This is a genomic window from Nostoc sp. C110 (genome assembly GCF_043099725.1).
Taxonomy (GTDB): domain Bacteria; phylum Cyanobacteriota; class Cyanobacteriia; order Cyanobacteriales; family Nostocaceae; genus Nostoc; species Nostoc muscorum_A.
In genome coordinates this window covers 1-26,027 of record NZ_CP171146.1, presented here as the reverse complement: position 1 = coordinate 26,027, position 26,027 = coordinate 1, and the positions used below count along the sequence as shown (strand labels likewise).

General features: G+C 41.6%; 22 protein-coding genes, 1 pseudogene and 1 CRISPR repeat array. Of the genes and pseudogenes, 14 read left to right on the top strand and 9 right to left on the bottom strand.

The window, feature by feature from the left end:
• Window positions 1-369: 369 nt before the first annotated feature.
• From ACFFRD_RS05355 to ACFFRD_RS05345, 3 genes are read right to left on the bottom strand one after another with little or no spacing between them, the layout of a single operon-like run.
• Window positions 370-1,107, bottom strand: coding sequence for a DUF6753 family protein (locus tag ACFFRD_RS05355; protein WP_392476960.1), 738 nt, complete (start codon window positions 1,105-1,107; stop codon window positions 370-372).
• On the bottom strand, window positions 1,107-1,886 hold the full coding sequence (locus ACFFRD_RS05350) for a hypothetical protein (protein WP_392476958.1): 780 nt from the start codon (window positions 1,884-1,886) through the stop codon (window positions 1,107-1,109). Before ACFFRD_RS05350 ends, ACFFRD_RS05355 begins: the two co-directional genes overlap by 1 nt.
• Window positions 1,887-2,414, bottom strand: coding sequence for a hypothetical protein (locus ACFFRD_RS05345; protein ID WP_392477020.1), 528 nt, complete (start codon window positions 2,412-2,414; stop codon window positions 1,887-1,889).
• Between the two features lie 339 nt (window positions 2,415-2,753).
• Here ACFFRD_RS05345 and ACFFRD_RS05340 point away from each other — a divergent pair, with 339 nt between their 5' ends.
• From ACFFRD_RS05340 to ACFFRD_RS05320, 5 genes are all read left to right on the top strand, one after another.
• Window positions 2,754-3,266, top strand: a complete 513-nt coding sequence (locus ACFFRD_RS05340; protein WP_392477018.1) for a plasmid mobilization protein — start codon at window positions 2,754-2,756, stop codon at window positions 3,264-3,266.
• Complete coding sequence (locus ACFFRD_RS05335) at window positions 3,247-7,413, top strand: relaxase/mobilization nuclease domain-containing protein (RefSeq protein ID WP_392477016.1); 4,167 nt, start codon at window positions 3,247-3,249, stop codon at window positions 7,411-7,413. Before ACFFRD_RS05340 ends, ACFFRD_RS05335 begins: the two co-directional genes overlap by 20 nt.
• Window positions 7,414-7,644: 231 nt before the next feature.
• On the top strand, window positions 7,645-9,123 hold the full coding sequence (locus tag ACFFRD_RS05330; RefSeq protein WP_392477022.1) for an N-6 DNA methylase: 1,479 nt from the start codon (window positions 7,645-7,647) through the stop codon (window positions 9,121-9,123).
• Entirely contained in the window at window positions 9,120-10,328 is a 1,209-nt protein-coding gene (locus ACFFRD_RS05325; protein WP_392477014.1) for a restriction endonuclease subunit S, read from the top strand. Before ACFFRD_RS05330 ends, ACFFRD_RS05325 begins: the two co-directional genes overlap by 4 nt.
• Window positions 10,329-10,352: 24 nt before the next feature.
• Window positions 10,353-10,628 carry a hypothetical protein gene (locus ACFFRD_RS05320; protein WP_392477012.1) on the top strand — a complete coding sequence of 92 codons (276 nt, stop codon included), beginning with the start codon at window positions 10,353-10,355 and terminating at the stop codon, window positions 10,626-10,628.
• Window positions 10,629-10,646: 18 nt separating this feature from the next.
• Here the strand turns inward: ACFFRD_RS05320 and ACFFRD_RS05315 are convergent, their stop codons facing one another.
• Window positions 10,647-10,811, bottom strand: coding sequence for a DUF4351 domain-containing protein (locus ACFFRD_RS05315; RefSeq protein ID WP_392477011.1), 165 nt, complete (start codon window positions 10,809-10,811; stop codon window positions 10,647-10,649).
• Window positions 10,812-10,933: 122 nt separating this feature from the next.
• Window positions 10,934-11,770 carry an Rpn family recombination-promoting nuclease/putative transposase gene (locus tag ACFFRD_RS05310; protein ID WP_392477009.1) on the bottom strand — a complete coding sequence of 279 codons (837 nt, stop codon included), beginning with the start codon at window positions 11,768-11,770 and terminating at the stop codon, window positions 10,934-10,936.
• A gap of 171 nt (window positions 11,771-11,941) precedes the next feature.
• Between ACFFRD_RS05310 and ACFFRD_RS05305 the strand changes: the two genes are divergently transcribed.
• The 3 genes from ACFFRD_RS05305 (at window position 11,942) to ACFFRD_RS05295 (ending at window position 18,375) form a co-directional block, all read left to right on the top strand.
• Window positions 11,942-15,340 carry a DEAD/DEAH box helicase family protein gene (locus ACFFRD_RS05305; RefSeq protein WP_392477007.1) on the top strand — a complete coding sequence of 1,133 codons (3,399 nt, stop codon included), beginning with the start codon at window positions 11,942-11,944 and terminating at the stop codon, window positions 15,338-15,340.
• 211 nt (window positions 15,341-15,551) lie between these two features.
• Window positions 15,552-16,913 carry a DUF4365 domain-containing protein gene (locus ACFFRD_RS05300; protein WP_392477005.1) on the top strand — a complete coding sequence of 454 codons (1,362 nt, stop codon included), beginning with the start codon at window positions 15,552-15,554 and terminating at the stop codon, window positions 16,911-16,913.
• Entirely contained in the window at window positions 16,903-18,375 is a 1,473-nt protein-coding gene (locus ACFFRD_RS05295) for a hypothetical protein (protein ID WP_292697390.1), read from the top strand. The genes ACFFRD_RS05300 and ACFFRD_RS05295 overlap by 11 nt, the downstream gene beginning before the upstream one ends.
• Window positions 18,376-18,609: 234 nt before the next feature.
• Here the strand turns inward: ACFFRD_RS05295 and ACFFRD_RS05290 are convergent, their stop codons facing one another.
• On the bottom strand, window positions 18,610-18,981 hold the full coding sequence (locus tag ACFFRD_RS05290) for a hypothetical protein (RefSeq protein ID WP_292697392.1): 372 nt from the start codon (window positions 18,979-18,981) through the stop codon (window positions 18,610-18,612).
• Entirely contained in the window at window positions 18,972-19,733 is a 762-nt protein-coding gene (locus tag ACFFRD_RS05285; RefSeq protein ID WP_114085639.1) for a ParA family protein, read from the bottom strand. The genes ACFFRD_RS05290 and ACFFRD_RS05285 overlap by 10 nt, the downstream gene beginning before the upstream one ends.
• 320 nt (window positions 19,734-20,053) lie before the next feature.
• On the opposite strand from ACFFRD_RS05285, the gene ACFFRD_RS05280 reads away from it, so the two are divergent.
• Both ACFFRD_RS05280 and ACFFRD_RS05275 read left to right on the top strand, forming a co-directional pair.
• Entirely contained in the window at window positions 20,054-21,100 is a 1,047-nt protein-coding gene (locus ACFFRD_RS05280; RefSeq protein WP_392477003.1) for a DUF2806 domain-containing protein, read from the top strand.
• 257 nt (window positions 21,101-21,357) lie between these two features.
• Entirely contained in the window at window positions 21,358-22,050 is a 693-nt protein-coding gene (locus ACFFRD_RS05275) for a hypothetical protein (protein ID WP_392477001.1), read from the top strand.
• Between the two features lie 291 nt (window positions 22,051-22,341).
• A CRISPR array of direct repeats spans window positions 22,342-22,668; the repeat unit is 37 nt; unit sequence ATTGCAATTAACCTAAATCCCTATTAGGGATTGAAAC.
• Between the two features lie 49 nt (window positions 22,669-22,717).
• Here ACFFRD_RS05275 and ACFFRD_RS05270 read toward each other — a convergent pair.
• Window positions 22,718-22,930: pseudogene (locus ACFFRD_RS05270) on the bottom strand (tyrosine-type recombinase/integrase); the annotation flags it as partial.
• Here ACFFRD_RS05270 and ACFFRD_RS05265 point away from each other — a divergent pair.
• From ACFFRD_RS05265 to ACFFRD_RS05255, 3 genes are all read left to right on the top strand, one after another.
• A complete protein-coding gene (locus ACFFRD_RS05265) occupies window positions 22,902-23,057 on the top strand; it encodes a hypothetical protein (RefSeq protein ID WP_392476998.1) in 156 nt (51 codons plus the stop codon). The pseudogene ACFFRD_RS05270 and the gene ACFFRD_RS05265 sit on opposite strands and share 29 nt — an antisense overlap.
• A 302-nt stretch (window positions 23,058-23,359) precedes the next feature.
• A complete protein-coding gene (locus ACFFRD_RS05260) occupies window positions 23,360-23,509 on the top strand; it encodes a hypothetical protein (RefSeq protein ID WP_392476997.1) in 150 nt (49 codons plus the stop codon).
• Window positions 23,510-24,041: 532 nt separating this feature from the next.
• Window positions 24,042-24,221: a hypothetical protein gene (locus ACFFRD_RS05255; RefSeq protein WP_392476994.1), complete on the top strand. Its 180-nt coding sequence runs from the start codon at window positions 24,042-24,044 to the stop codon at window positions 24,219-24,221.
• Window positions 24,222-24,458: 237 nt separating this feature from the next.
• Here the strand turns inward: ACFFRD_RS05255 and ACFFRD_RS05250 are convergent, their stop codons facing one another.
• Window positions 24,459-25,061, bottom strand: coding sequence for a tyrosine-type recombinase/integrase (locus tag ACFFRD_RS05250; protein ID WP_392476992.1), 603 nt, complete (start codon window positions 25,059-25,061; stop codon window positions 24,459-24,461).
• Window positions 25,062-25,527: 466 nt separating this feature from the next.
• Between ACFFRD_RS05250 and ACFFRD_RS05245 the strand changes: the two genes are divergently transcribed.
• Window positions 25,528-25,848 (top strand): hypothetical protein, encoded by a 321-nt coding sequence (locus ACFFRD_RS05245; RefSeq protein WP_392476991.1) that lies wholly within the window; start codon window positions 25,528-25,530, stop codon window positions 25,846-25,848.
• Window positions 25,849-26,027 lie beyond the last annotated feature (179 nt).

Sequence of the window (26,027 nt, the reverse complement as noted above, 5' to 3'; positions counted from 1 at the left end):
AAACGAAAGTTAACACTTATGGTTAAGGCTAAAACAACCTTATATAAAGACTTTAGTAAATCTAATTAATATAATTTTACAAATTGTTCCAATTGTTATGTATCTCGGCTGGACTCCATTATGATGCACTAATAACACTTGTGGTCATTATTTTATTCATCACATGAGATAGGTAATTGGTTGAAAGCTTTGAAATTACTTTTACTTTTTATTCTAGTTACAAACAAGTCCTGCTTATCTTTAAATAGCAATGCGCTAACTAGGTCAAAAGCATCATTGTTGTTTTATTAAAATCTTTAGAACGACATAATGGCTCAAATGTGTAATGCAGACCTAGCTGTTTTAAATCGGCTTTGCAACAGCAAATTGTTACCGCCGTCGTCTCTGATTTGGATCAGTCCCCAAACGTTTCTCAACCCGTTGCAGCTTGGCATTACTCCAATCAGTATTCTGCAAAATCTTCTGTAGAGACTCGGTAGTTTCAATCGGAGTAGGGATTGGGGTCAGGTGCGAATAAAACCAAAACAGAATAAAAAATGAGATCGGAGAGAAAAGCCATATTCTAATAGCTCTAGTCCAACCTTTAACGACCGATTCCGTGTCTTTTTGGTTCAATAGAGATATTCCTGTCTGAATCTCTTTCAATTGTTCTTGCAACGGTTGGCTCAATGTCTCTGGTTGCCTTGGGGAGGTATTGCTCAAATTCTCGGAGAGTTTGGTTAAGCTCGTTAATTGCTTGAGTTGTTGCTGAGACGTTAGATTTAATGCGCTCAAGGCTGTCCCTAGCTGATTGCAGCTGGTCGCTAGATTTTTGATGTTCTCCGTGTGGTCGGCTTGAATCTTCAATTGCTCCGCCGTCAGTTGACTCCATTGGTTTAGCTCATCTTGTAAATTTTCAAACAACAACTTCCAATCATTTGGAGCCGTTTCTGTCAGTTGCGCCAAATAACCGATGTACTGCACTAACCGAAATGCTGGGTCATCTTGTTTCATCCCAGAATCTAGCGCAAACCGTAAGACTTTCGCTTGAAACTCCGGTGGTTTTTCTGACAGCAACCTATCTAAATGAGATACTGCACCATTGCCATTACCATTACTTACAGCCATTACTCTAACCCCAACTGTACAGCCGCTTTAGAAAACTCAGTCTCAACCGCATCAATCCAGCCATAAACTCTCGATTGATTACTCAAACTAAAATCCTCATGCTCTAGAGCTTCCCGGAAGGTAAGATCCTTGGAGTCAACGAGGTCAAAAATATCGTCATATAACTCAGGCAATAACAGTTCAATCGCCCCCAACGCTTCTACAGCCTGCTTCACCTTAGAATTGTTGTAGCGAGTGAACTTGTGTTCGTCACCCCAGTAGAGATTTTTCACAATTACATAATCAACTTTGTCGCCGCAGAAATCCATCAGACGTTTTAACTGCAACAGACTATCTTTGACTCGACCCAGCACCGACACCATAGTGATGCGATAACCCAAACGCTGGGCATTCTGAAATAAAAAAATATCCTTAGCGACTGACTCAAAATACTCAGCAGCACCAGCAGGCAGATCCACCAGAGAAACTTGAGGCGATAAACGTTTCAAATCATCCTGCAAAGCATCAGCACCACCGCGCTGATTAAGTTTGAGCGTTTGCACCCCAGGAGCAACTTTGTTGTAATGACGATAAAGCTGAGGATTAGACTGGTCACACTCATAAGCGATGCAGTTAATATTTCTATGGCGGTAAATGTCGAGTAGGATTCTAGCCACCACACTTTTACCAGTACCGCCCTTATCTCCAGTCACCAATACTAAGCGCCCAAGAGTTTTTGGCTGTTCATTCGCCTTTTCGTCCTGAACTTGGTCATCCGATTGTTTAGGTTTTACTACCATCTACAAATCCTCGTCGTTTATTATTTCAGGCACAAAAGCAAGGCGAGAGGAATTTTGATTCTCTAGAGCCTTAGCATCAGAGGTCTTTTTAGCCGTTTTAGGAGTTTTAGTAGTTGTTGATTTTGATGAAGCTGGTTTTGATTCTGGTTTTGATTCTGGTTCTGATTTTTGAACAGACTGACTACTACTTTGCTCCGAAGCCGAATTCTCCTCTAAAGCCGGCTCATCAATAACTTGTGTACTGGTATTCTCAAGACTTGGAGGAGCGACTGACTTTTTGCGTGTAGACCTACGAATATCGTTAAGTAAATAACGGATACGTTCAGGGCTGATGTTGATATCTAAAGGGGCTAAAGTTTTAGACACTTCCTCGTAGCTATAGCCAAGGCGAAGTACCCGTTCAATTTGACGGCGCATCTTTTTTATAGCTGCTCGTGCTGGGATATCATCTAATTCCTTAGCACCCAAAGCGCGTAGAGCATCAAGAGCCTCTGGAATCTTTGACTTAGGAATATTGTCTTTAGCCACAAGAGTAAAAATCAAACTAATGTTTATGTTTAAAACTTTACTTTAACAGAGAGCATCTATCTAAAGACAGGTAATTATCAATGCAACAAATAGTTAAGAGACAGCAACAGATATTAACGTAACTGATTGAACAGTGATTACTAAGAACGTGTAAGATAACTCACGAACAGTTAATCAAAAAAAATCACACAGTCATCAGTAAAAATTAGCCACACTGTAATTTACGTCAACTCGTTAGTAATATCATCGTGGTGGTAGCCGCAGATTACGCATTTTTCCCCCTAGTGGGTAGTTCCCCTAGTCCTTCTGCCTCCCCCAAAGACTGGTTAGGAGCAAGCCATGCCTAGCACTGCGTGCTGTCGTCGCTACGCTCGACTCGGCAGGCTTGCCAAAGGGGGAAGTGTCCCGCCTTTGGAAACCCCCTCAAAAACTGCATCAACTCAAGTTTTACTTATGCCCAAAGCTTCTTCTCAGTCACTTGTCCGCACCAAAATGTTGCAAGCGCGATTCAGCCCAATTGAATATGAAATGATTCGCTCTAAAGCAGAAGACACCGGCTTGAGCTTGGGAGAATTGACAAGACGATGTATGTTACTGCGACCAATCCCACAACCACCGCCGCGACTGGGCAGAGTTACTCTTGACACATACCTGGAACTGTCGCGCATCGGCAACAACATCAACCAACTGGCTAAAGCCACCAATACCGCCATTAAAATGCAGTTGCCACCGCCAGCATCACCAGAACTTCTACAAGAACTCTTAGAACTGCTACGACACTGCCAACAGGAAATAGCCAATACCTTCATCGAAGAATCGGACGAGGAAACAGATGATTGGCAACCAGACTAAAGGGCGAGGGTTTCGCGGACTGCTGAATTATTTGGAGTCTCAGAAAGATGCCAAACTCATTGGTGGCAACATGGGCGGCAATAACGCCCGTGCCCTAGCCAGAGAATTTAAAATCTCTCGTCAACTAAACCCAGAAGCTGACCGTGTAGTGTACCACGCATCATTATCACTACCAGACAACGAGCGACTAGACGAACCAACCTGGAACGAACTTGCTAACCGCTATCTCGAAGAGATGGGATTTGACAGTAACCAGTACGTAGTCTACAGACACAGCAACACAGAACACGACCACATCCATATTTGCGCTAGCCGTATCCGTTTAGATAACGGGAAAATTGTACATGATAGCTGGGATTACAAGCGCAGCGAAACCATTATCCGGCAGCTAGAACGAGATTACGGCTTACAACAAACCCAGAGCAGTCATGAGAAATTATCGCGTAATCCCAGTATTGGACAACAAAAACGGCTAGAAAGAGAACATGAAGAATATATCAACGGTGAGCGCCCGACACCACAAGAGCGCCCCATTAAGCAACAACTCCAGGAATTAATCGACCGCGCCACAATAGACAAACTAACTATGCCCCAACTGGTTGAGCGGTTGCAATTACAAGGCGTAGAAGTTCGTCACGGATTAACGCGCAACGGTAAAAGTAAGGGCATTTCGTACTCATGGAATGACCAGAAATTTAGCGGCACATCTTTGGGGCCTGCCTATACATTCCCAGGTTTACAAAAACATAAGGGGATTGACTACCAGCCCCAACGGGATGATGAGCTTATTGAGAATCTGTTGAAGAATCCTAAAGAGCAAGCAGTGGAGAGCCAAAGATTCATAAATACAATCGTTGACTTTATTGAACAGTCAGTAGTTGATGATGCCTTGGCTGAAACGTTACCACAATTAACAGAACAACTGTCTGCGTATCAGCAGCAGCTAGCTAATAATAAAACCACATTTGACGACCTGGAAACCGCGATTGTTGATGAAGAGCAACAACTGTCATCACAAAGAGCAGTGGATGCAATCTCTAACTTTATTGAACAGTCAGTAGTTGATGATGCCTTGGTTGAAACTTTACCACAATTAACAGAACAACTGTCCGCGTATCAGCAGCAGCAAGAAGCAGGAAAAACCGCATTTGACGACCTGGGAGCCGCGATTGTTAATGAAGAGCAACGACTATCATCACAAAGAGCAGTGGATGCAATCTCTGACTTTATTAAACAGTCAGTAGTTGATGATGCCTTGGCTGAAACGTTGCCACAATTAACAGAACAACTATCTATTTATCGGCAACAACTCTTTCGAGCTAAAACTGCATTCAATGACTTTGAAACAGCGTTGACGACTGAGTTGCAATCCCACGCAGATCAGAAAGCAATTTTGTCAATCTCTGATTATATTGAGCAATCAGCTATCGAGTCAGCTTTAACTGAAACAGTATTAGGATTAACAGAGCAACTATCTCAATATCGGCAGCAACTCCTTGGAGCTAAAACTACATTCAATGACTTTGAAACAGCGTTGACGACTGAGTTGCAATCCCATGCAGAGAAGAAAGCCATTTTATCAATCTTTGATTATATTGAGCAATCAGCTATCGAGTCAGCTTTAAGCCAAGCAGTATTAGGATTAACACAGCAAGTTTCTCAATATCATCAGCAACTAGTTGAAGCTAAAACTACATTCAATGACTTTGAAACAGCATTGACGGCTGAGTTACAATCTCATGCAGATAAGAGAGCTATTTTATCAATCTTTGATTATATTGAGCAATCAACTATCGAGTCAGCTTTAAGCCAAGCAGTATTAGGATTAACAGAGCAAATTTCTCAATACAAAGAGCAACTCCTTGAAGCTAAAACTACATTCAATGACTTTGAAACAGCATTGACGGCTGAGTTACAATCCCATGCAGATCAGAAAGCCATTTTATCAATCTTTGATTATATTGAGCAATCAACTATCGAGTCAGCTTTAAGCCAAGCAGTATTAGGGTTAACAGAGCAAGTTTCTCAATATCGGCAGCAACTCCTTGGAGCTAAAACTACATTCAATGACTTTGATGAAGCATTGACGGCTGAGTTACAATCCCATGCAGAGAAGAAAGCCATTTCATCAATCTTTGATTATATTGAGCAATCAGCTATCGAGTCTGCTTTAAGCCAAGCAGTATTAGGGTTAACAGAGCAAGTTTCTCAATATCATCAGCAACTAGTTGAAGCTAAAACTACATTCAATGACTTTGAAACAGCATTGACGGCTGAGTTACAATCTCATGCAGATAAGAGAGCTATTTTATCAATCTTTGATTATATTGAGCAATCAACTATCGAGTCAGCTTTAAGCCAAGCAGTATTAGGATTAACAGAGCAAATTTCTCAATACAAAGAGCAACTCCTTGAAGCTAAAACTACATTCAATGACTTTGAAACAGCATTGACGGCTGAGTTACAATCCCATGCAGATCAGAAAGCCATTTTATCAATCTTTGATTATATTGAGCAATCAACTATCGAGTCAGCTTTAAGCCAAGCAGTATTAGGGTTAACAGAGCAAGTTTCTCAATATCGGCAGCAACTCCTTGGAGCTAAAACTACATTCAATGACTTTGATGAAGCATTGACGGCTGAGTTACAATCCCATGCAGAGAAGAAAGCCATTTCATCAATCTTTGATTATATTGAGCAATCAGCTATCGAGTCTGCTTTAAGCCAAGCAGTATTAGGGTTAACAGAGCAAGTTTCTCAATATCATCAACAACTAGTTGAAGCGAAAACTACATTCAATGACTTTGAAACAGCATTGACGGCTGAGTTACAATCTCATGCAGATAAGAGAGCTATTTTATCAATCTTTGATTATATTGAGCAATCAACTATCGAGTCAGCTTTAAGCCAAGCAGTATTAGGATTAACAGAGCAACTGTCTCAATACAAAGAGCAACTATTTCTTGATAAAACTACATTCAATGACTTTGATGAAGCATTGACGGCTGAGTTGCAATCCCATGCAGAGAAGAAAGCTATTTTATCAATCTTTGATTATATTGAGCAATCAACTGTCGAGTCAGCCTTAACTGAAACAGTATTAGAATTAACACAACAACTTTCTCAAAATCAGCAGCAGCTATCAGCCGGAAGAACCATATTCGACGACCTGGAAGCAGCGATTGTTTATTTGGAGCAACTTCATAGATCGCAAAAAACAGTAGATGCAATTGCTCTTAATCAAACTCCAACTATAACCACAGATGAACCAAAGCTAAAAGATAATCTTTCAGCCGAGTTATATCAGTATTACAGTGCCGACTTGCAAAACTTATTAGTGACTGACCGAGATAAAGAAATCGCTATCAGGGCATTATTAGATAATAAGCCAGTCCAAGATGCTGAAGAAATTATCTTTGCAAGTCCAGCCGGATGGACTACTGATGAAGCTAAAGCATTAGTTCTAATCGCTAGCAATCAACTGGTATCCAATAGAAAGCAAAAACAGAGTTCACCCCAGTTCACGCCACCACCAGAGGATGAAAGTGTACGCCCAGTGTTGCAAAATTATCTAACTCAGCAACGCGGTATAACCAATTTCCTTGTGCAACCCTTACAACGCCAGGGGTTAGCTTATATAGATCAACAGGAAAATGTTGTCTTTATCAAGCGGGATTTAAACGGTGAAAAGTCAGGCGCACTTGTTTGGGATACGCACCGCCAAGACAATCGCGCTTTCGAGTACCCCGAAAACAGCGATCGCTCAAAAGGTTGGTTTCATTTCAAATTGGGTGGAGAGGCAGACGATAAAATCGAGAGAGTATTCTTGTGTGACTCTCCCATTGATGCGTTGACAATGGCAGAGATTGACAGGAATGAACACAAGGGGCAACCACCAGTTAGAACAATGTACATGGCAGTGGATGACCCGAATAACTTGCCAGTAGAATTCCTCAAAAATATCAGCAGAATTGGGGTGGCATTTAATAATGATGATCAAGGAAATCGAGCCGCCCAGGTTGTTCAGGAAATGCTACCCCAGGTTAAAAGAATTGTACCTAGTGGACTGACTTGGAATGAGATTCTTATTGAACAGCAGCAAGAGGAACTGGAGCAAAAGCAACGCTCAAGGGGTTTTAGTCGATGATTTCATGTTGATCGTGGCCACACCCCGCAGGAACAGCTAGAAGTGGATGGGGCGAGGCTATTGTACTTTCGACCTACCCAGTAATTGCAAAAGTTTGAAGCACAAAAATTACAGAAACTGATTTAAGCATAAGCTATTGATTCTATAGTGTAGGATTAACTAACACATTGAGTCTTTGTATACAGCGCTGTTGTGGAAGTACACAGAGCGCTTCCCTCTGGAGTTAAATGGATGATCACAGGTGAGATGAAGTCAAAGGTAGATCGCCTTTGGACAACTTTTTGGAATAACGGGATTAGTAATCCCCTTTCAGTAATCGAGCAAATCTCTTACCTGTTGTTCATCAAGCGCTTGGATGACCTGGAGTTAGGGAAGGAAAAGAAAGCCCAAAGGCTAGATAGACCCGTTAGTAACCCGACTTTCTCGGCGTATCAGCAGCGTTGCCGCTGGTCTTACTTCAAAAACCTCACCGATTCTGAAGAGATGTTGCGGATTGTGCGGGATGAGGCTTTCCCGTTCATCAAGACTCTGGGGGCAACTGCGGCAGAGAGTGCCTATGTTCGCCACATGAAAGATGCTGTTTTTTTGATTGCTAACCCAGCACTGCTGTCAAATGTGGTGGGACAAATTGACCAAATCCCAATGGAAGACCGGGATACCAAGGGCGATTTGTATGAGTATATGCTCTCCAAGCTGACCACAGCAGGTACGAATGGCCAGTTTCGCACACCCCGGCACATCATTAAAATGATGGTGGATCTGATGGCACCGGGGCCAAGGGAAATTATCTGCGATCCAGCTTGTGGCACAGCGGGCTTTTTGGTGGCGGCGGCTGAGTATCTGCGCGAGTTGAAGGATAGCGATCGCAACCTCGTCTTAAATGCGCCGGGGAACTGGGAACACTTCAATCAAGAGATGTTCCACGGCTTTGACTTTGACGGGACAATGTTACGCATAGGTAGCATGAATTTAATGTTACACGGTATTGAAAACCCCAAAATTGAGGCGCGAGATTCACTTTCAGAAGACCATGCAGGTATTACTGAGGCGTTTACGTTGATTTTGGCAAATCCGCCGTTTAAGGGATCGCTGGAGAAATCTACCATTGCGAAGGATCTGACTAAAGTTATTTCAACGACTAAAACTGAACTCCTGTTCATCGCCCTGTTTTTGCGTCTGTTGAAAATTGGCGGACGGGCGGCGGTGATTGAGCCGGATGGGGTGCTGTTTGGTTCCTCGACGGCACATAAAAAGATGCGGGAGGTGTTAGTCGAGGAGCATAAACTGGATGGAGTGATTTCCATGCCTTCCGGGGTGTTTAAGCCCTATGCTGGGGTGTCTACGGCGGTGCTGATTTTTACCAAGACGGGTGCAGGGGGGACGGATTACGTTTGGTTTTACGACATGGAGGCGGATGGTTTATCGCTGGATGATAAGCGTCAACCTGTGGAAGAGAACGATATCCCTGATTTGTTGCAGCGGTGGAAAGCGCGAAATCCTGAGCAGGATACAGATCGCACAGGTAAGGCTTTCTTTGTGTCGAAGGAAGAGATAAAAGGCAATGGTTATGACCTTTCGATTAACCGCTATAAAGAAATTGAGTATAAGGAAGTGAAGTATGAGCCGCCCAAAGTGATTTTGCAGAAGCTGCGAGATTTAGAAGATGAGATTCGGGCGGATTTGGATACCTTGGAGGAGTTGCTCGGATGAAACAGTCCACTTGGCAAGTATCCAAACTCAGTGATGTTGTTGGTAAAGATGGTCTCTTCATTGATGGGGACTGGGTAGAATCCAAAGACCAAGATCCAAATGGAGATGTTCGTCTCACACAACTCGCTGATATTGGAGTAGGTGAATTCTTAAATCGTTCTAGCAGGTTTTTGACTTTAGAAAAATCCGCAGAGCTAAACTGCACTTTCCTTGAACCGGGAGATATTCTTGTTGCACGTATGCCTGATCCCATTGGTCGAGCGTGTATATTTCCTGGCGATACTCGACCTTGTGTTACTGTGGTTGACGTGTGCATTATCCGACCTGACCAAAATCTAATTTACAATAAATGGCTGATGTGGGTTTTGAATAGCCCTCCATTTCAACATCAACTGATACCATACCTATCTGGTACAACTAGACAACGTATCTCCCGTAGGAACTTACAAAATTTAGGGCTAAGAATTCCTCCCCTGGAAGAACAGCACCGCATTGCTGTCATTCTTGATAAGGCTGATGCTGTTCGTCGGAAACGTCAGGAAGCGATCGCCCTTACTGAAGAATTACTGCGATCAGCTTTCCTGGAAATATTCGGCGACCCCGCTACAAATCCAAAGGGGTGGAAGGTGGTAGACCTCGGAAACCATCTTTCGTTTGTGACAAGTGGCCCCCGTGGATGGGCAAAGTACTATTCTGATAACGGGGAGCGTTTCATTCGCTCGCTTGATGTCAGAATGAATTTTATCTCAGATTCTGATGCTGTGTTCGTGAATGCGCCGAACAATTCAGAAGCTAAACGTGCCCGTGTTGAAGATGGTGATGTCCTGCTTACTATGACAGGTTCACGTATCGGAAGAGTAGCTCCTGTACCCAAGGGGTTTGGAACTGCTTACATCTCACAACATGTATCAATTCTTCGCCCCAGACAGACCATTTCACCTCAATACCTGTCATTTTTTCTTTCAACACCATCTGGTGGACAGCGGCAGATTGCCAGTATGCAATATGGGCAGACTAAGCCAGGGCTTAACCTAAATCAGGTTTGTTCCTTTCAAGTGCCACTTCCACCAATGGAGAAACAGCAACACTTCAATGCTTTCTGGTTGTGTTATCAGTTTGCATTGACTAATCAAACAACTGCATTGACTAGGGACGAAGATTTATTTAACTCCTTGCTCCAAAGAGCCTTCCGGGGGGAACTTTGAGCCGAGGAAGTAACATGATGAAAGATGAGAAATTATGGAAGCGAACAAGCCATGATTACTAAAGAAGAAATTACCATCAAAGTTTCCTCAGAGATAGCGGAAGCATACCGCAATGCCTCTGAAGAAGAGCGAGAACAATTGCAACTTAAAATTGCAGCAATTATGCAGTCTCAATTTACAATGAGCAGACAAGAAGCCATTGCACGCTTGAGAAACACGATGGATAAAATTAGCCTTGAAGCACAAGAGCGAGGATTAACGCCGGAAATCCTAGAATCAATTTTAAATAATGAAGCTTAAAGCGTGAAGTTCCGAATTTCAAGACTGACTTTCCTGTTGCTTTAGCCAAATTAGTAAATCAGCTATTGATGAAATTATCAAAAGCGCCCTACCTAAAGCTTCTAGCTGTTCCTTCTTCAAAACTTCGACTTGCTCAATAATTGAGGACTCAATATTACCAAATCGTTCCTCAAGTAAAAACATACAAAAAGTAAGAGCTTATTGTTGCTTTCCCTTCTGTAAAATATCCTGATAAATTACCGACTCTTGCATCACATCCTCGCTTAAAAATTGACGAATCAATTCCTGAGCTTGTGGTTAAAATTTTAACTATTTTCCTGCTGTTCTAATAAAGTTACCAAATCAGATATTACAGAAAAATCCATAAATTCCTCACCCAGTACTTCCAATTGTTCAGTAGACAATCCTCGAATCCGCTCAATTATCGATGCATCTATCTCACCAAAACGCCGATTTAATTGACGCATTAAAAACCGAAAAGCTTCAAGTTGTTGTCCCTGTTGTTGTCCCTTTTGTAAAATATCCTGATAAATTACCGACTCTTGCATTACATCCTCCCTTAAAAATTGACGAATCAATTCCTTTTCAAACTTCAAACCAGCTAAAATCTCTGCGTAAGCCGCAATATCCTGCCTAGTATTCCTATCAGGAATTCTAGCAACACTCTGGGCAACCTGCGATAACAACCTTTGCGGTGAAGTTGTTTGGGTTAATGGTGCTAAAGGTAATAATGCAGGGTTATTAAGAAATAGTGCTGATTCTTGTTCCCACATCCGCAGGACTCGATAACGGTGAGTTGTTGTCTCCGAAACATATTCTTCGGTAAAAGCAATTTCGTTATTTGTTTCTTGCAAAAAAATTACTACCTGGGTGACAGAGACATTATATTGACGTATTAACCTCACTGAATAATCCAGCATCCTGAATGGAAGCGGAGGATTTGAGATGGTACGGGTTTGAAATTCGATGTGTAAAATTCGATTGGCTGTTTGCAGAAAAGTCACAGAATCTGCACGGATTGGCTCTAAACTCAATTCGGTCTTCAGTACCTTAACTTTTGTTGGTGCTTCAGCCAGTAACCAACTCACAAATTCTGTTGGGTATTTTTCAGCTAAAACCTTACAAACGTTGTCAAAACTCACAATTTACACCCCATTTCATCACCACAATTATCGTTACATGGGAAAGATAAATTGGATAATTTATTCTTTGGTGTTCCCTAATTATCATGAGTAATACACTGAGCCACTTGGCAACAGTTTACACTATAAGATAAAGCATTAGTGGTAATTAGTGGGAGTGAGTGGGGATTTATGGCATCCAACTTTGATTTTCTGGGCGACCGTTACCCTGAACTGTTTAAACACGCCACCCACACCGAAACCCTAGTTTATACTGCCCCCCGTGCCAGCTGCTTCTATACACGCTTCACCCTAGAGCAAGCGGTTCTTTGGCTTTATGATCATGAACCCTACCTGCAAATTCCCTACGACACCAAACTCAGCGCCCTCATCCACGAGCAAACCTTTCAAGACAACCTAAAACCGGGACTGTTCCCCAAAATCCGCACCATCCACAAAATAGGTAACATCGCCGTCCACGAATCCACCCCCATCAAGGAAAAGGACGCACTGCATTTAGTTGAAGAACTGTTCCATTTCCTGTACTGGCTCTCCCGTTCCTACTCCTCGGACGCTAAAAATCACCCGACCGTTAACTTTGACCGCAATCTTATCCCCCATCCTACTGCCACCAGCGGCCCTGACCTTTCTCTGCAACAGTTGCAAACCCTAGAAGCGCAACTTTCCCAAGCTGACGAGATGCACCGTATAGCCGAAGCTCGACAACAGCAAACAGAGCAAGAACTGGCAGTTCTGCAAGCAGAAATTGCAGCGCTGAAACAGCAGAATGCAGCAGTCCCCGACAACCATAATTACAACGAAGAAGAAACCCGCCACTATTTAATTGACGTGCTACTCAAAGAAGCCGGGTGGAACATCGACCAAGCGGGATGGACTGAGTACCAAGTTCAGGGAATGCCCAACGATACAGGAGCAGGACGGGTGGACTATGTGCTTTGGGGCGATGATGGCAAACCCCTGGCTCTGGTGGAAGCCAAACGCACCCGTAAAAGCCCTGAAACTGGAAAACACCAAGCCAAACTCTATGCTGATTGCCTAGAAAATCGCTTTGGTCAGCGCCCCGTCATCTTCTACACCAACGGCTACGACTATTGGATTTGGGACGACCTGAATTATCCACCCCGCGAAATCCAAGGCTTTTTGAAAAAAGACGAGCTAGAGCGCCTAATTTTTGGACGCACCCACCGCAAGCGTCTGCATTTGGTGCAAATCACCCCCAGCATTGTTGAGCGCAGCTACCAAAGGGAAGCCATTCGCCGCATTACCGAAACCTTTGATGAACAAAAAGGACGTAAGGCTCTGCTGGTGATGGCCACTGGTACAGGAAAAACTCGGACAGCGATCGCACTTGTTGATCTGTTGATGCGGGCTAATTGGGTGAAGCGGGTGCTGTTCCTCGCCGACCGTAACGCTCTCCTTACTCAAGCTCTGCGCGTTTTTAAGTCCCACCTCCCCACAGCCACAGCTGTAGATATAACAAAAGGCGGCGACACACATAGCGCCAATGTGGTGCTTTCCACCTATCCTACAATGCTTAACCGCATCGACCGCAGTGATGGAAGTCAAAGAATTTTCGGGCCGGGTCATTTTGATTTGGTCATCGTAGATGAAGCTCACCGCTCAATTTACAAAAAGTACCGCGCCATATTTGAATATTTTGATGGCCTGTTAGTGGGACTAACCGCCACCCCCCGCGACGAAGTATACCGCGACACCTACCGTATCTTTGATCTAGAGCCTGGAGTCCCTTCTTTTGCTTACGAACTCTCAGATGCCATCAGTGACGGCTACCTCGTCCCCGCTAGAGGTGTGGAAGTGCCTTTTAGATTCCTCCGCAGGGGTATTAGATATGCAGACCTCTCCCCCGAAGAACAGCAGGAATATGAGGAGCGATTTAGAGACGAAGAGACAGGGGCTATTCCTGACCAAGTAAACGCCGCCGCCCTGAATCAGTGGCTATTTAATATCAACACAGTAGATCAGGCATTAGAGTTAGTCATGGAACGGGGGTTAAAAGTGGATGGAGGAGATCGCCTGGGCAAAACCATCATCTTCGCCCGTAACCACAACCACGCTGAGTTCATTGTTAAACGCTTCAATACCAACTATCCCCACTATCAAGGGAAGTTTGCCCAGGTGATTGACAGCCACAATTCCTATGCCCAGAACCTATTAGATGACTTTTCCACAGTCAACAAGGAACCGACCATTGCCGTTTCTGTAGATATGCTGGACACAGGGGTAGATGTTCCCGAAGTGGTCAATCTTGTTTTCTTCAAACCTGTGTACTCACGGGTCAAGTTCAACCAAATGATTGGACGCGGAACTCGCCTCTGCCCGAATCTGTTCGGCGTGGGTGACGACAAGACCGAGTTTTTGGTCTTTGACCTGTGCAGTAACTTCGATTTTTTCAACCAGCAAATCGCCGAAGCTGATACCAAACCCCCCGAAACCCTGACTACCTACTTGGTCAGAACTCGCCTAGAGTTGAGTGAGTTACTACGCCAACAAGAAACCAGCAACCCGGAACTTGCCGAACTGCGGGGTACGCTGCTGGATGACCTGCATCAGCATGTGGCGACGATGGCGCGAGATAACTTTTTAGTTCGCCGTCACCTGCAACAGGTAGAGGAGTTTTCAGATCGCCAGCGTTGGCATCAATTAAATGAAACAGACATCGATGACATTGCTGAATCCTTAGCCAAACTTCCCAATGGTCTACCACAGGAAAATCATCTCGCTAAACGCTTTGACCTGCTTTGTGTCAAACTGCAACTGGCGATTATAAAAAATTCCCCAGACTTTATCAAACTCCGCGACCAAGTACGGGATTTGCTGCACCGCCTAGAAGAAAAGCAGACTATCCCAATGGTCAAGGTAAAACTCGCGCTCATAGCAGACATCCAGACAGAAGCATGGTGGTCAGATGTCACACCAGGGATGATTGACCAAATGCGCCGTCAAATCCGGGATTTAATTAAATTCATTGACCCTCAAGAACAGCGCATTGTCTACACAGACTTTCAGGATGTGCTAGGAGAGGTAACAGAGGTTAATATCCCTATCCTACAAACTGGTTTCAGCCCTTACCAGTATCGCAAGAAAGTTGAGGCATACATTCGAGAACAGTCAAACCACATAGCGATCGCAAAGCTCAAACGCAATGTTCCCTTGACCGATGCTGATTTAACATCTTTGGAGTCAATGCTCTTTGGTGCAGCAGCGATTGAAAGCCGGGAGCGTTTCGAGTCAGTCTATGGAAAAAATCTCAGCCTCAAGCTGTTCATCCGCGAACTCGTGGGGTTAGATCGAAACACAGCCAAGCAAGCCTTCGCTCAATACCTGGAGGGCAGCACTTTCAACGCCAATCAAATCCGCTTCGTGGAAACTATCATTGATTACCTAACCCAAAACGGTGTCATGGATGCAGGGCTACTCTATGAACCACCATTCACTGATTTGCATTATGAAGGTCTAGATGGAGTCTTTGAGGCTGACGATGCCGACCAAATCATCTCCATCGTGCGCTCTTTTAATGAAACTGTAGGGAAAAAGTTTGGAGCGGCTTGAGTTAGACCTTAGATAGCATTGACTAGTATTCTAGTTAGGCGATGATTTATCTACAGACTAGTAAAAATAAAATGCTATTTCTACGCTAAAATTTTATATTTCTTACAATAATACACTTACTAAAAATAAAATAAGATACTTTGCTCACGCAATTTTTTTGGTTATGATATAGTACCTATGTATTAGTTGTTGCCTATTTCAAAATAGCCAAGTGGCCAGGAAGAAAATCGGTCAATCTGACATAATCGGACAGCAAGGCATCAATATTATTGAAGATGTCGTCCTGGAAATGGGATTCCTCTGGTATCCAACTGGAGGTGTGGAAGCAGGTATTGACGGCATTATTGAAATCCGTGATTTCCAGACAGGCGAGGTCACAAACTGTATCATTCAAGTTCAAAGTAAAGCTACTCAAAAGGCTCTTCTTCAAGCAGAAAATGAAAACAGCTTTGAGTATCGATGTGAGGAAAGAGATATTGACTACTGGCTACAAGGCAACGCCCCAGTTATTCTGATTGTTGTCAAAACCTCAACTAGGGAAGCTTTTTGGGTTGCTGTTAAGGATTACTTCTGCGATGCAAAGCGACGGCAATCCAAAAAGGTTACATTCGATAAGCGTTTAAATCGTTTTAATGTCAACGCCAGAGATACGCTGATAAAACTGGCTGTTCCCCAAAACTCAGGGCTTTACCTTGCACCACGACCAAAGTTAGAAAAATTGTACTCCAATCTGCTGCGAGTCTCTCAACTTGCGGAACATCTCTACACTGCTTACACCTTTACAGAGGATGAATCTAAAGCTTATTCAGCGCTTCAAAAAGTAGGTCGAAATTTTGGGCAGGAGTGGTTGTTGAAAGAAAATTTCATACTTAGTTTCCATGATTTGCGCCAAGCTCCTTGGACAGAAATCTGCGATTTGGGAACTGTTGAGCAGCATGACGTAGACGAATGGTCACTATCAAATCGGCTGGAACGTCAGCAGGAATTTGTGTGGTTACTTAACAAGGTGCTGCGCGAGAAGGTCAAAGGAGACTTATCGTTTGACCAAAAGAAAAAGTGCTACTATTTCAAACCTACTAACGACTTATCAGCACGTCAATATTATTATCGAAGTCTCTCCAAAAAAACACATCGAGATGTTTTTCAGCCCTACTTCAAGAAAAATTCCCAAGAAATAGCATACTATCGACATTCTGCTTTTGAAGGACAGTTTATACGTGTCGGTTCAGACTGGTTTCTGGAAATCACACCAACATACTTTTTTACAAGGGACGGTTACACCAGAGATAAGTTTGAGAAAGAGCATCTTTCAGGAATAAAACGCCTTGAAAAGAATCCTGCGGTATTTGGTCAACTTATAATGTGGGCAGAATATTTGATTACCCCTACTCAAGGTGATTTATTTATTCAAAATTACCCATTTTTACATTTTTTTGACCAGCTTGAAGAATTTGATATTGAGGTTGGTATTGACGATTTGATTTGGTTAAGTAATGAAGACGATGAAACTACCGCATTGTTAGAAGAATCTTTAAACGATTTACCTCTATTTCAAATAAATAATGAAGATTGAATTTTTACAAGAACCAGAACTAGAGTTTGGCAATGGTGGGCGACATATCGATATTCGCTTTGGGATGATGCACTATAAACCACTTGACCATGACAGTGCATCTGCCCCAAAGGATATCAAATTAGGGCTTGTTGGTTCATCCGAAACAGTCGAGGGTTTAGGAATATGGCTCGAAAAATGCAGGCAGGGGATTGAGGCAAAGAACAGTAAGCAACCATACCTTTTTCCAGAATTCCCAGGCTTTGGAGAAGAAAACAATTTACCAGCCGCTATCAGCGTGGATTCTAGACGGAATGTCACTATATCTAATAAAGATATTGACAAACTTCTTCAGATTAAAGATGTAAATACACTTATTAGTGAAACAGTCAATTTTTTTATTGAGGAGTTACGATATATCGATGAAAAAACTAGTCCAGATGTTTTAATATGTGCATTGCCAGAATTGTTATTAGAAAAAATGTCTAGAGATGAAGAAAATACTGACAGTAATAATCAACCGACTTCTGGTAATAAAAATAATCAAAAAGAAGTAGAGTTAGATTTTCATGATTTATTTAAAGCAAAAGCAATGGCATTAAGAAAGCCAACACAAATTATCTTACCCTCAACCTATAACGCCAAAAAGAAGTCAAAGATAAGTAAAAACAAGCATAAACAGAAAGCTCAGACAATCCAGGACGAGGCAACCCGTGCTTGGAATTTCTATACTGCTTTATATTACAAAGCTTTGGGAACACCCTGGCGACTGGTCAGAGATTCACGAGATTTGACCACCTGCTACGTGGGTATTAGCTTCTATAAAACACTTGACCGATCAAAAATACTAACCAGTACCGCCCAAATTTTCAACGAGCGGGGAGAAGGAGTCATTTTGCGTGGAGGGCAAGCTGAATTATCAAAAGATGACCGCCAACCTTACCTTCCAGCATCAGACGCATCAGACTTACTTTCTAATGCCTTGGCGAAGTATCGCCGAGAACATCGTAACTTACCCGCAAGAGTTGTACTGCATAAAACTTCTCGATTTATCCCAGAGGAGTTTGAAGGATTTCAGGATGCGTTGGATAAACATAGCATTGATACAGCAGAGTTTATCAGCTTTGATCAAACAGGAGGAACTAGACTATTCCGTTACGGAAAGTATCCTCCTCTGCGAGGAACACTACTGAGTTTGGATGATTGTACTCACGTTTTATATACGCGGGGTAGTGTCGATTTTTTCTCCACTTATCCAGGGATGTATGTGCCACGCCCCTTAAAGTTTCGGTGTGAAAGTGTTGAAGAAACGCCGAAAGCGCTGGCACAGGAGATTTTGGCACTGACTAAGATGAACTGGAATAATACGCAGTTTGACCGAGGAGAACCTATTACCATTCGAGCAGCGAGGCAGGTGGGACAAATCCTGAAGTATGTAGGTAAAAATGACCCGCTAGAGTTTCATTACCGGTTTTATATGTAGAAATGTGCGAGTAGTAATGAAACTGAAGTTTTAAATAAAGAAAATTTGTAGCTGGTTCAGAAATAGAAGCAGCGATCACGAGTTTGTCGGCTCAACGTGAGATTATCGGGTAAAACCTTGCCCCCGTTGCTTTTGCTCTAGCATATCTTACTGCTACTGCCCTGAAAGGTAATAACCCGCAACTTGGGTTAGTAAGCGTTTTCTCATTGCCAAAGCTTGTAAACACTAGATTATTTATTCTAGATTATTTATTCTAGATTCTAGATTCAATAGAACTGCGCGTAAGCTGTCTTCTGAATCAATTTCCTCCCAGTTCACGGGCATGACTTTGAATAACTCCAGGGCAGCTTGCACCCAAACTTCCTTCGGCACTTTAGCACCATGTTGACGCTTGCCTTTTTTTAGTAGTTCATTCAGCCAGTCGTTCAGTTCGAGAGGCAGGCGCAGATTCACTGCCTCTCTATCACCTTTAATCAAGAATCTAGATTCTTGATTCTTGATTATTTCTTCAGGTGGCTCAGTTTCAACCTCAGTCTTGTTAAAAACCCCTTTTGCTAAAGGATTAGCACCCAGAACTGAACGCGACTTATTTTTATTTACTGCCATTTATAAACCTCATTAACTAATTCCCGATAAGAAGAAGCACCTACACCGTTTGGGTCGTATTCAAAAATAGATTGTCCGTGAGAAGGCGCTTCTCGGATTTTCACCGTCTCAGGAATCACCGTTTTAAACATCTTTGAGCCAAAATGCTCAGTTAGGGCATCCAAAACTTCTTTACTAAGATTGTTCCTGCGGTCATACCGAGTTGCCAGCACACCTGCTATCGCAATGGGATGATCTAGCTGATCTCTAACCAAAGTCAGTGCGTGTTCAATTCCTTGAACGCCCAACAATCCCAAATAGCTCATGTCTACTGGGATGATTACCCCATCGCTGGCCATCAGTGCGTTGATGGCAAACACACCCACGTTAGGCGGACAATCTATCAGCACAAAATTATATTTATCTAATATTGGAGCGATCGCTTTTTTGAGTAGCAGTTCTCTGCCTGGACGACCAGATATTGGAATTTCTTCTTCTGCCAGCAAGATGTTAGATGGTATTACATCTACACCACTAGCAGTTGTCACCAGTACCTGTGCTAGCGGAACCTTGTGCTGCAACACATCTTTTAGCTGAAATTCCAGCTGCCAGATCGGAATCCCTAGTGCAGCACTAGCGTTTCCTTGTGGGTCGATATCAATAACTAATACCCGCTGCTTTTTAAACTTGACCAGACCCACAGCTAAGTTGTAAGCGGTGGTCGATTTCGCCACCCCTCCTTTCATGTTGAAGACAGCCAGTTTTTGGGTCACGTTTACATTTGACTCAGTTTGCTTATGTGGCAAATATTATACATAATATATTCTATATTCTTGATTATTTATTCTTTAATCTAGATTATCTGACTCATACAGCCATGACACGTAAGCTTTGACTGGTAGATCAGGAAATAGAAATTAGTTGATCTAAACCTACAAGCTCGACAGTAGGCGCTTTCAAAGAGATGTCGTTTAACTATTTATTATTTCTGGCTATCACGCCAGAAATAACCTGATAGCCGTCAACACGCAGAATCACTTGTGCCAAAATATGTTTTTAATCATGTACTATATTGCTAAAAAGTCTGACTACGATGGAACAAGAAGATTCAAATCGAGGATTAATAGAAATTGCTCAAGATGCTGTCACTGATTTGATAACAGGTTCATCGATTCCTGCTCCAATTAAAAGAAACGCTTTCAAAGCATTTGCACAGCTTTGTACCGCAGCTATTGATATCCCGGTTGCTTATTTTGAAGGGATCTCTGCGGAAAAGCGTGCCGAAACCCAAGGACGGCTGAAGATTATCAATACAGGCGCTGACCAGATCGCCACGCAAATGGATGTTGATCCAGAATTTGCCCGTGTTGCGGTAAAAAAATATGGTCAGAAGATTATACGTGAGCAGGTGAACCTTAACAAAATTTCTGAAATAGCAGCTGGCCAGATTCAACAAGAGGCACTTCTTAAGTTAAAGCCCGATGCTGCAACAGAAGTTCCTGTGATCAATGAGGACTGGTTGAACAACTTTGAAAAACAAGCTAGTCAGAAAAGTACCGAAGAAATGCAGCTTCTGTTCGGTCGTATCTTGGCTGGAGAGATTCAAAAGCCTTCTTCGTTTTCAATTAAAACTGTCAATCTATTGGGAGAGCTTGATAGGGCTGTTGCCGCTCTCTTCCTAAAGCTTTGTTCCCTATGTGTATGTTTGAAGGTTCGTGATAGCTATTTAGATGCTCGTGTCCCATCCCTTGGTCGCAATGCAGCATCAAACGCGCTTCGGGATTATGGTCTTAGCTTTGACCAACTAAACATTTTGCAGGAACATAATCTGATAATTTCTGACTATAATTCATATTTTGATTACAAAATATCCATTGCAGGTGGGATTATAGACGGTAGTTATCAGGTAGGATTGCCTCTTCTGTATCAGAATAAGTATTATGTTTGGCTTCCAGTAGCTGAACGACCAAAAGATCAAGTATTTAATCTACATGGAGTCGCACTCTCAAAATCTGGAAAAGAACTTTTGAGGATTGTCGATATTCAGCCTTCTGAAAATTACACCACAGCACTTACTGATTATTTCACAAGACAAGGCTTACAAATGCTTGAAATGAAAGTAGATGACGGCAATTTATAGCTGTAGGGAACATTAGCTCCTGATCCAGTTGCTCACTTGAGAGCGTTAGAAATTTACACTAGTGGGTAAGTGCTAATTTTTTGCTGCCTTCTTCGTCACTGGGATGTCATGATCTTCTGCTTTCCCACCCCTGAAGCGATCGCGAGTTGGGTTAATCAGGGTTGAATGCCTTACTGCCGGTGCATTTAGAAAGATGCCGAGATAATCTCATTTCCGTTTATTATTTTTTGATTTTCTTGTTAAGGAGACAATTAGAAATGCAACTTTTCGTTTATATCATTGAATCATTACGACCAGAAGATATTAGAAATCGTAACAATCTGGCTTTAGGTCAGGTGTTATCACAATCTCTAAATTTTTTGGATATTAATTATGAATATATTTCTGTAAATAGTAAAAGTGAATTCATTAAAGCAATTACCTTAAACCTTTATGAGACTATCTTGAACAAAGAAGCATTTCCTATTCTTCACTTTAGTATGCATGGTAATGAACACTGTATACAGTTTTCTAATGAGGAATTTATAACTTGGGCAGAGTTGAGAGAAAAACTATTTGTATTAATAAAAACAATGCAAAGTGATTTAATTATTTGTATGTGTAGTTGTTATGGTTTTTCGGGATGTCAAATGGCTATGCATCTTCATGAAGGAGAAAATTTTGGTATTTTAATAGGAAATGACAATGAATTAGGATTTAACGAGGGTTTAATAGCTTATCAAACTTTTTATTATCATTTATTAAAAGGTAATACAATTGAGGGTTCAGTTGAAGCAATGAAAATTGCGTCGGCAGATAAAAACTTTAGATGTATTTCAGGTATGGATGCTAAAAAAGTCTATTTAGACTATATTAGAAACCAAGCTTATGAACTAGCTAAAATTCGTATTCAACAAGCAAAATATCAATTTAATAACATTTATTTCTTAGGTGATTTTTCTAACAAATAATCTATCAATCTTGTGATATCAACTTTATGCACACACACCAAACAAAGAGAGATTGTATCCTTTTTGCAAGTCGCTAAATAACTCAACTCCTTGTGTGTTCAGCCTTTGTAGAGATGTCGTTTAACTATCAAATCCCGACATCCACGCCCACAATCATCTTGTCAGCACTTTATGTAAAATGCCTTTCAGCAATTTACATCTAGCCAAATGACAAACCCCTATGTTATGATTTTTGCATTCGCACTATTGAACCTTGAAAACCAAATACAGCAAAGCTTTCAAGCACAAGCCATTGCAATTAACCTAAATCCCTATTAGGGATTGAAACTTCCAACTGTCAGAGTCAATATCGAAGTTAGCTAATGATTGCAATTAACCTAAATCCCTATTAGGGATTGAAACGGTTGATTTAGTGATAGCAAGTAACGCTTGTTTACATTGCAATTAACCAAAATCCCTATTAGGGATTGAAACAGTAAACGTCTTTTGGCGCTTACTAGTGTGCATAACTGCAATTAATCTAAATCCCTATTAGGGATTGAAACTTTTAGACCAGCTATTACTATCCCCGGTCAACGAAGATTGCAATTAACCTAAATCCCTAATAGGGATAATGTGCGTCAATTTCAAGTTTTCTATCTGTGTCTAGCTCTAAGCCATTAATAGCCACAGGCGACAACATAGACAACGCCGCCGCCGCCCCTAACACCTGTTCATCAGTCACTTCCAAGTAACGCTGCAACTGTTCCAAATTCCTATGCCCTGATATCTCCTGGATAATTCTCAAGGGAATTCCAGCATTGCTCATCTGGGTTAACCCAGTACGTCTAAAGCTGTGTGTGCTAACTCCTATGATGCCGACCTGGGGTTTTACTTGGCGGCGATCGCCGCATACGTTTTATCTTGGGCGGTTGGGTCTACTTGTGATTTTTGGCATTTTCGCGCTGTGGACACGGGACACCATTACCCCTTCTATATATAACTATTCGTGTCCTTATTTAACTTGAAAAACAAGGACACCAATTTGAACAAAAAAAACGTTAAAAATCGGTGTCCCTATTTAGCCCTTATACAGTAAGCCTTTCAGCCTTTTTTTTTCACTTTTTTTGCCGACACTTTTTATTTTTCACCTTTTAATCGTTATTAACAGCTTAATAGCTTGATGATTGAATGGATAAATAATAACCCTAGCCACTACGACTAGGGTAGCCATTAGTATCTTAGTCTTCTATGTTTAGCTGGTATGATTTGAGCCACCATTCTAAAGTACTATAAGTATTTTTTTAGAAGTACTTTAAAACAAGGTCTTATGAACAAAGAAACGATTCTGTTTGTAATGTTTGCTGTGGTTTTTGTGGTGTTAGCTATGCGTAGTGTGGTAGATACCCAAGCTCAAACTGTATTACTTGAATATTCCAAGCTATTTCTAGCTGGGTATTTGGGGTATTTGCTCAAATAGAAAACGTTTCTAGCTAGTTTTCGCTAACTAGAGACGCATACAATTCAAAACCCTAGCCAGCAATGACTAGGGTCTAAATATTATGTTATTTACGGGTTGGTAATTACGATTCCAGATTAATATGAAAAAGGTTTGACTTTATTGAATCTATAATTTTGCAATAATTATATGAAGATTGTATTAATATTTATAAATTAGATTTTCCTTAAGATTTTTATGTATGTACTAGTTTATACAGATAAATAAACCTATTTTACTTTGGACAATAACTTAATAAAATAAATAATTAATACTAAATTATTAAGTCTTAACTCTTTACCTACAGTTGTTTGAACGGTTAATTAATATATGTATGTTATATATTGTCCATCTAAAAGTGTTGATATTTATTACAGCGTATATTTCTTGTTTTGTGCTGTAATATACTACAAATTAAGTATCTATTTACTTGTATATTTACTACAAGCCTTAAAATAAGGTTGTAAAAAATTTTATATTACTATGGGGGTTGTAGTATCTAGGTCAAAAACCTATGGTTTTCAAAACTAAACCTACCTTCCGTGATGCGTCTTTAGTTTTTTTAGCTTTAATTTGCTTGTTAGGACTTCTAGGATTGTCATTTGTAGACGGTGCTAGTCGTCAAGCATTCTTAAATATGGCTCCATTCACTATTGGCGCGGTTGTAGGTTACTTTATACCTGGTACAAAATAAACGCCTATGTAATCTTACAAGGCGTTCATTTCTAGAACTTGATTTTTGCATATTCCCTTACTTGCTGGTAACAAGTGAGGGTTTTTATTTGGGTTAACTATATTCTATTATATTACCCGTATACGTTGAAAAGGTTTAAATTGTATACTCTATCTTCCCACTTTTAGCACCCACTTAAGCTATAGCGCTGATGAAGTTGTAGGTTGAAGTCGATGAATCACTCTTTGAGTCAAAATTTTACAAATCACCCCAATCAAAATTCATAAAACGTTGAGCATTCAGCTTGGTATATTTTTCAGTATGTTTAATATCCCGATGCCCTAAAAAATCTTGAATTTCCCTGGTGTTATAGCCCCGATTCACTAAAAAATAGCCGCAAGCGTGACGCATCATGTGACAGTGAACCTTAATATCCAGCCCTGCCTCTGCCGCCACTCGCCCAATCAGTTTTCGCACCGCATCGGTCTTCATCACCTCACCCCGCTCAGAAACGAAAATATATTTACTCTCAGGGAATTGTTCTCGGAGTTTCTTGAGATGTACCAGCTCATCTTCTCTTAAAGGATGCACCCCAGAGTCACTGCCCTTTTCCCTAGTGATAAAAATCTGACCTTCCCCCCACATCACCGCATCCCACCTTAAGCCGTATTTCTCTCCCACTGCCTCCCCCACCCTCAACCCGTGGCGAAACATCATCAGCATCAGCAGAAAATCCCTCTCTCCATACCGACTGGGACGAGATAGTGCCGCATTCAGCAGCGATCGCACCTCACTTGGTGTAAGGTATTCTCTAGACCTGTAATGCTTGTTTGGTTTACGTTTTGGCGGCGTGGTCTTCATTTGTCTCTGGGCTACTGTCCCGTTTGTGCGGTGAAATATGGACACTAACCATTCTCCCAAACCCTGATCCTTTCGTGAAGAACTACCCCGAAACTGACTACTGTTAAGCCAGGCTTATCATTCAACCGCCAAAAAACTCTCTACACCCAGTGATTGATAAAGCTGGCTTATATAAGGTGGTGAGCGGCTTGCCCAACTGTCTGTACTGGCTTCTATACCCACGCTTAATCAATCGTTACTATCAATACGTGATATCAAATTTAGGCTACAGCTTCGGCTGCACTTGCTTGACTTAGGCAACTATATAAATCTACTGCTCGTTATTGCTCAACGGGGATAGCTGCTGCATCTGTTTCTGTTGGCCTATTAGAAATAGAAAATTAAATTTACTCATAAAAACTTTTACATTGAATATGTTAAGTTTCTGAAAGACTAACACATTAAAGATTGTAAGGGAGTAAGAGAAATGGTGTCTTCAAATCACCATCCAGGTGAGCAAGATTACTGGAATGAAAAAGTTGAAGTTGAAACTTCTAATGGACAGAGAATTACTCAAGTTACCTTACTTCTGCGTGTCTATCCTGAAACATTTAATGGCTATGACGCATATATGGACATACCATTAACCCAAGAAAAACCTGACTTCAAAAAGGTTTACTCTTCAAAATTAGGTATTATATGGGAAGTTGTCGGCAGTCCATTAGAATCTTCCATAAACGGAAGTTTTCGAGGCAACGATACAAAAAACAATCCGCCAGCTTGGATATTTGGTCTTAAAAAAATATGACAAAAAGCCAACAAAACTGTTTTTTTTAAATGCTTGAAAAAGCACAAGAACGCAATAATTTGTTTCATGGCGTAACTTAAATGATACACAAAGTGCGCCTTGAAGTACGAATTGGTATGAGATTATCGACAGGGTGATTAAAGCGTATTATACTGTAGTATATATAGCTTGGATATTTA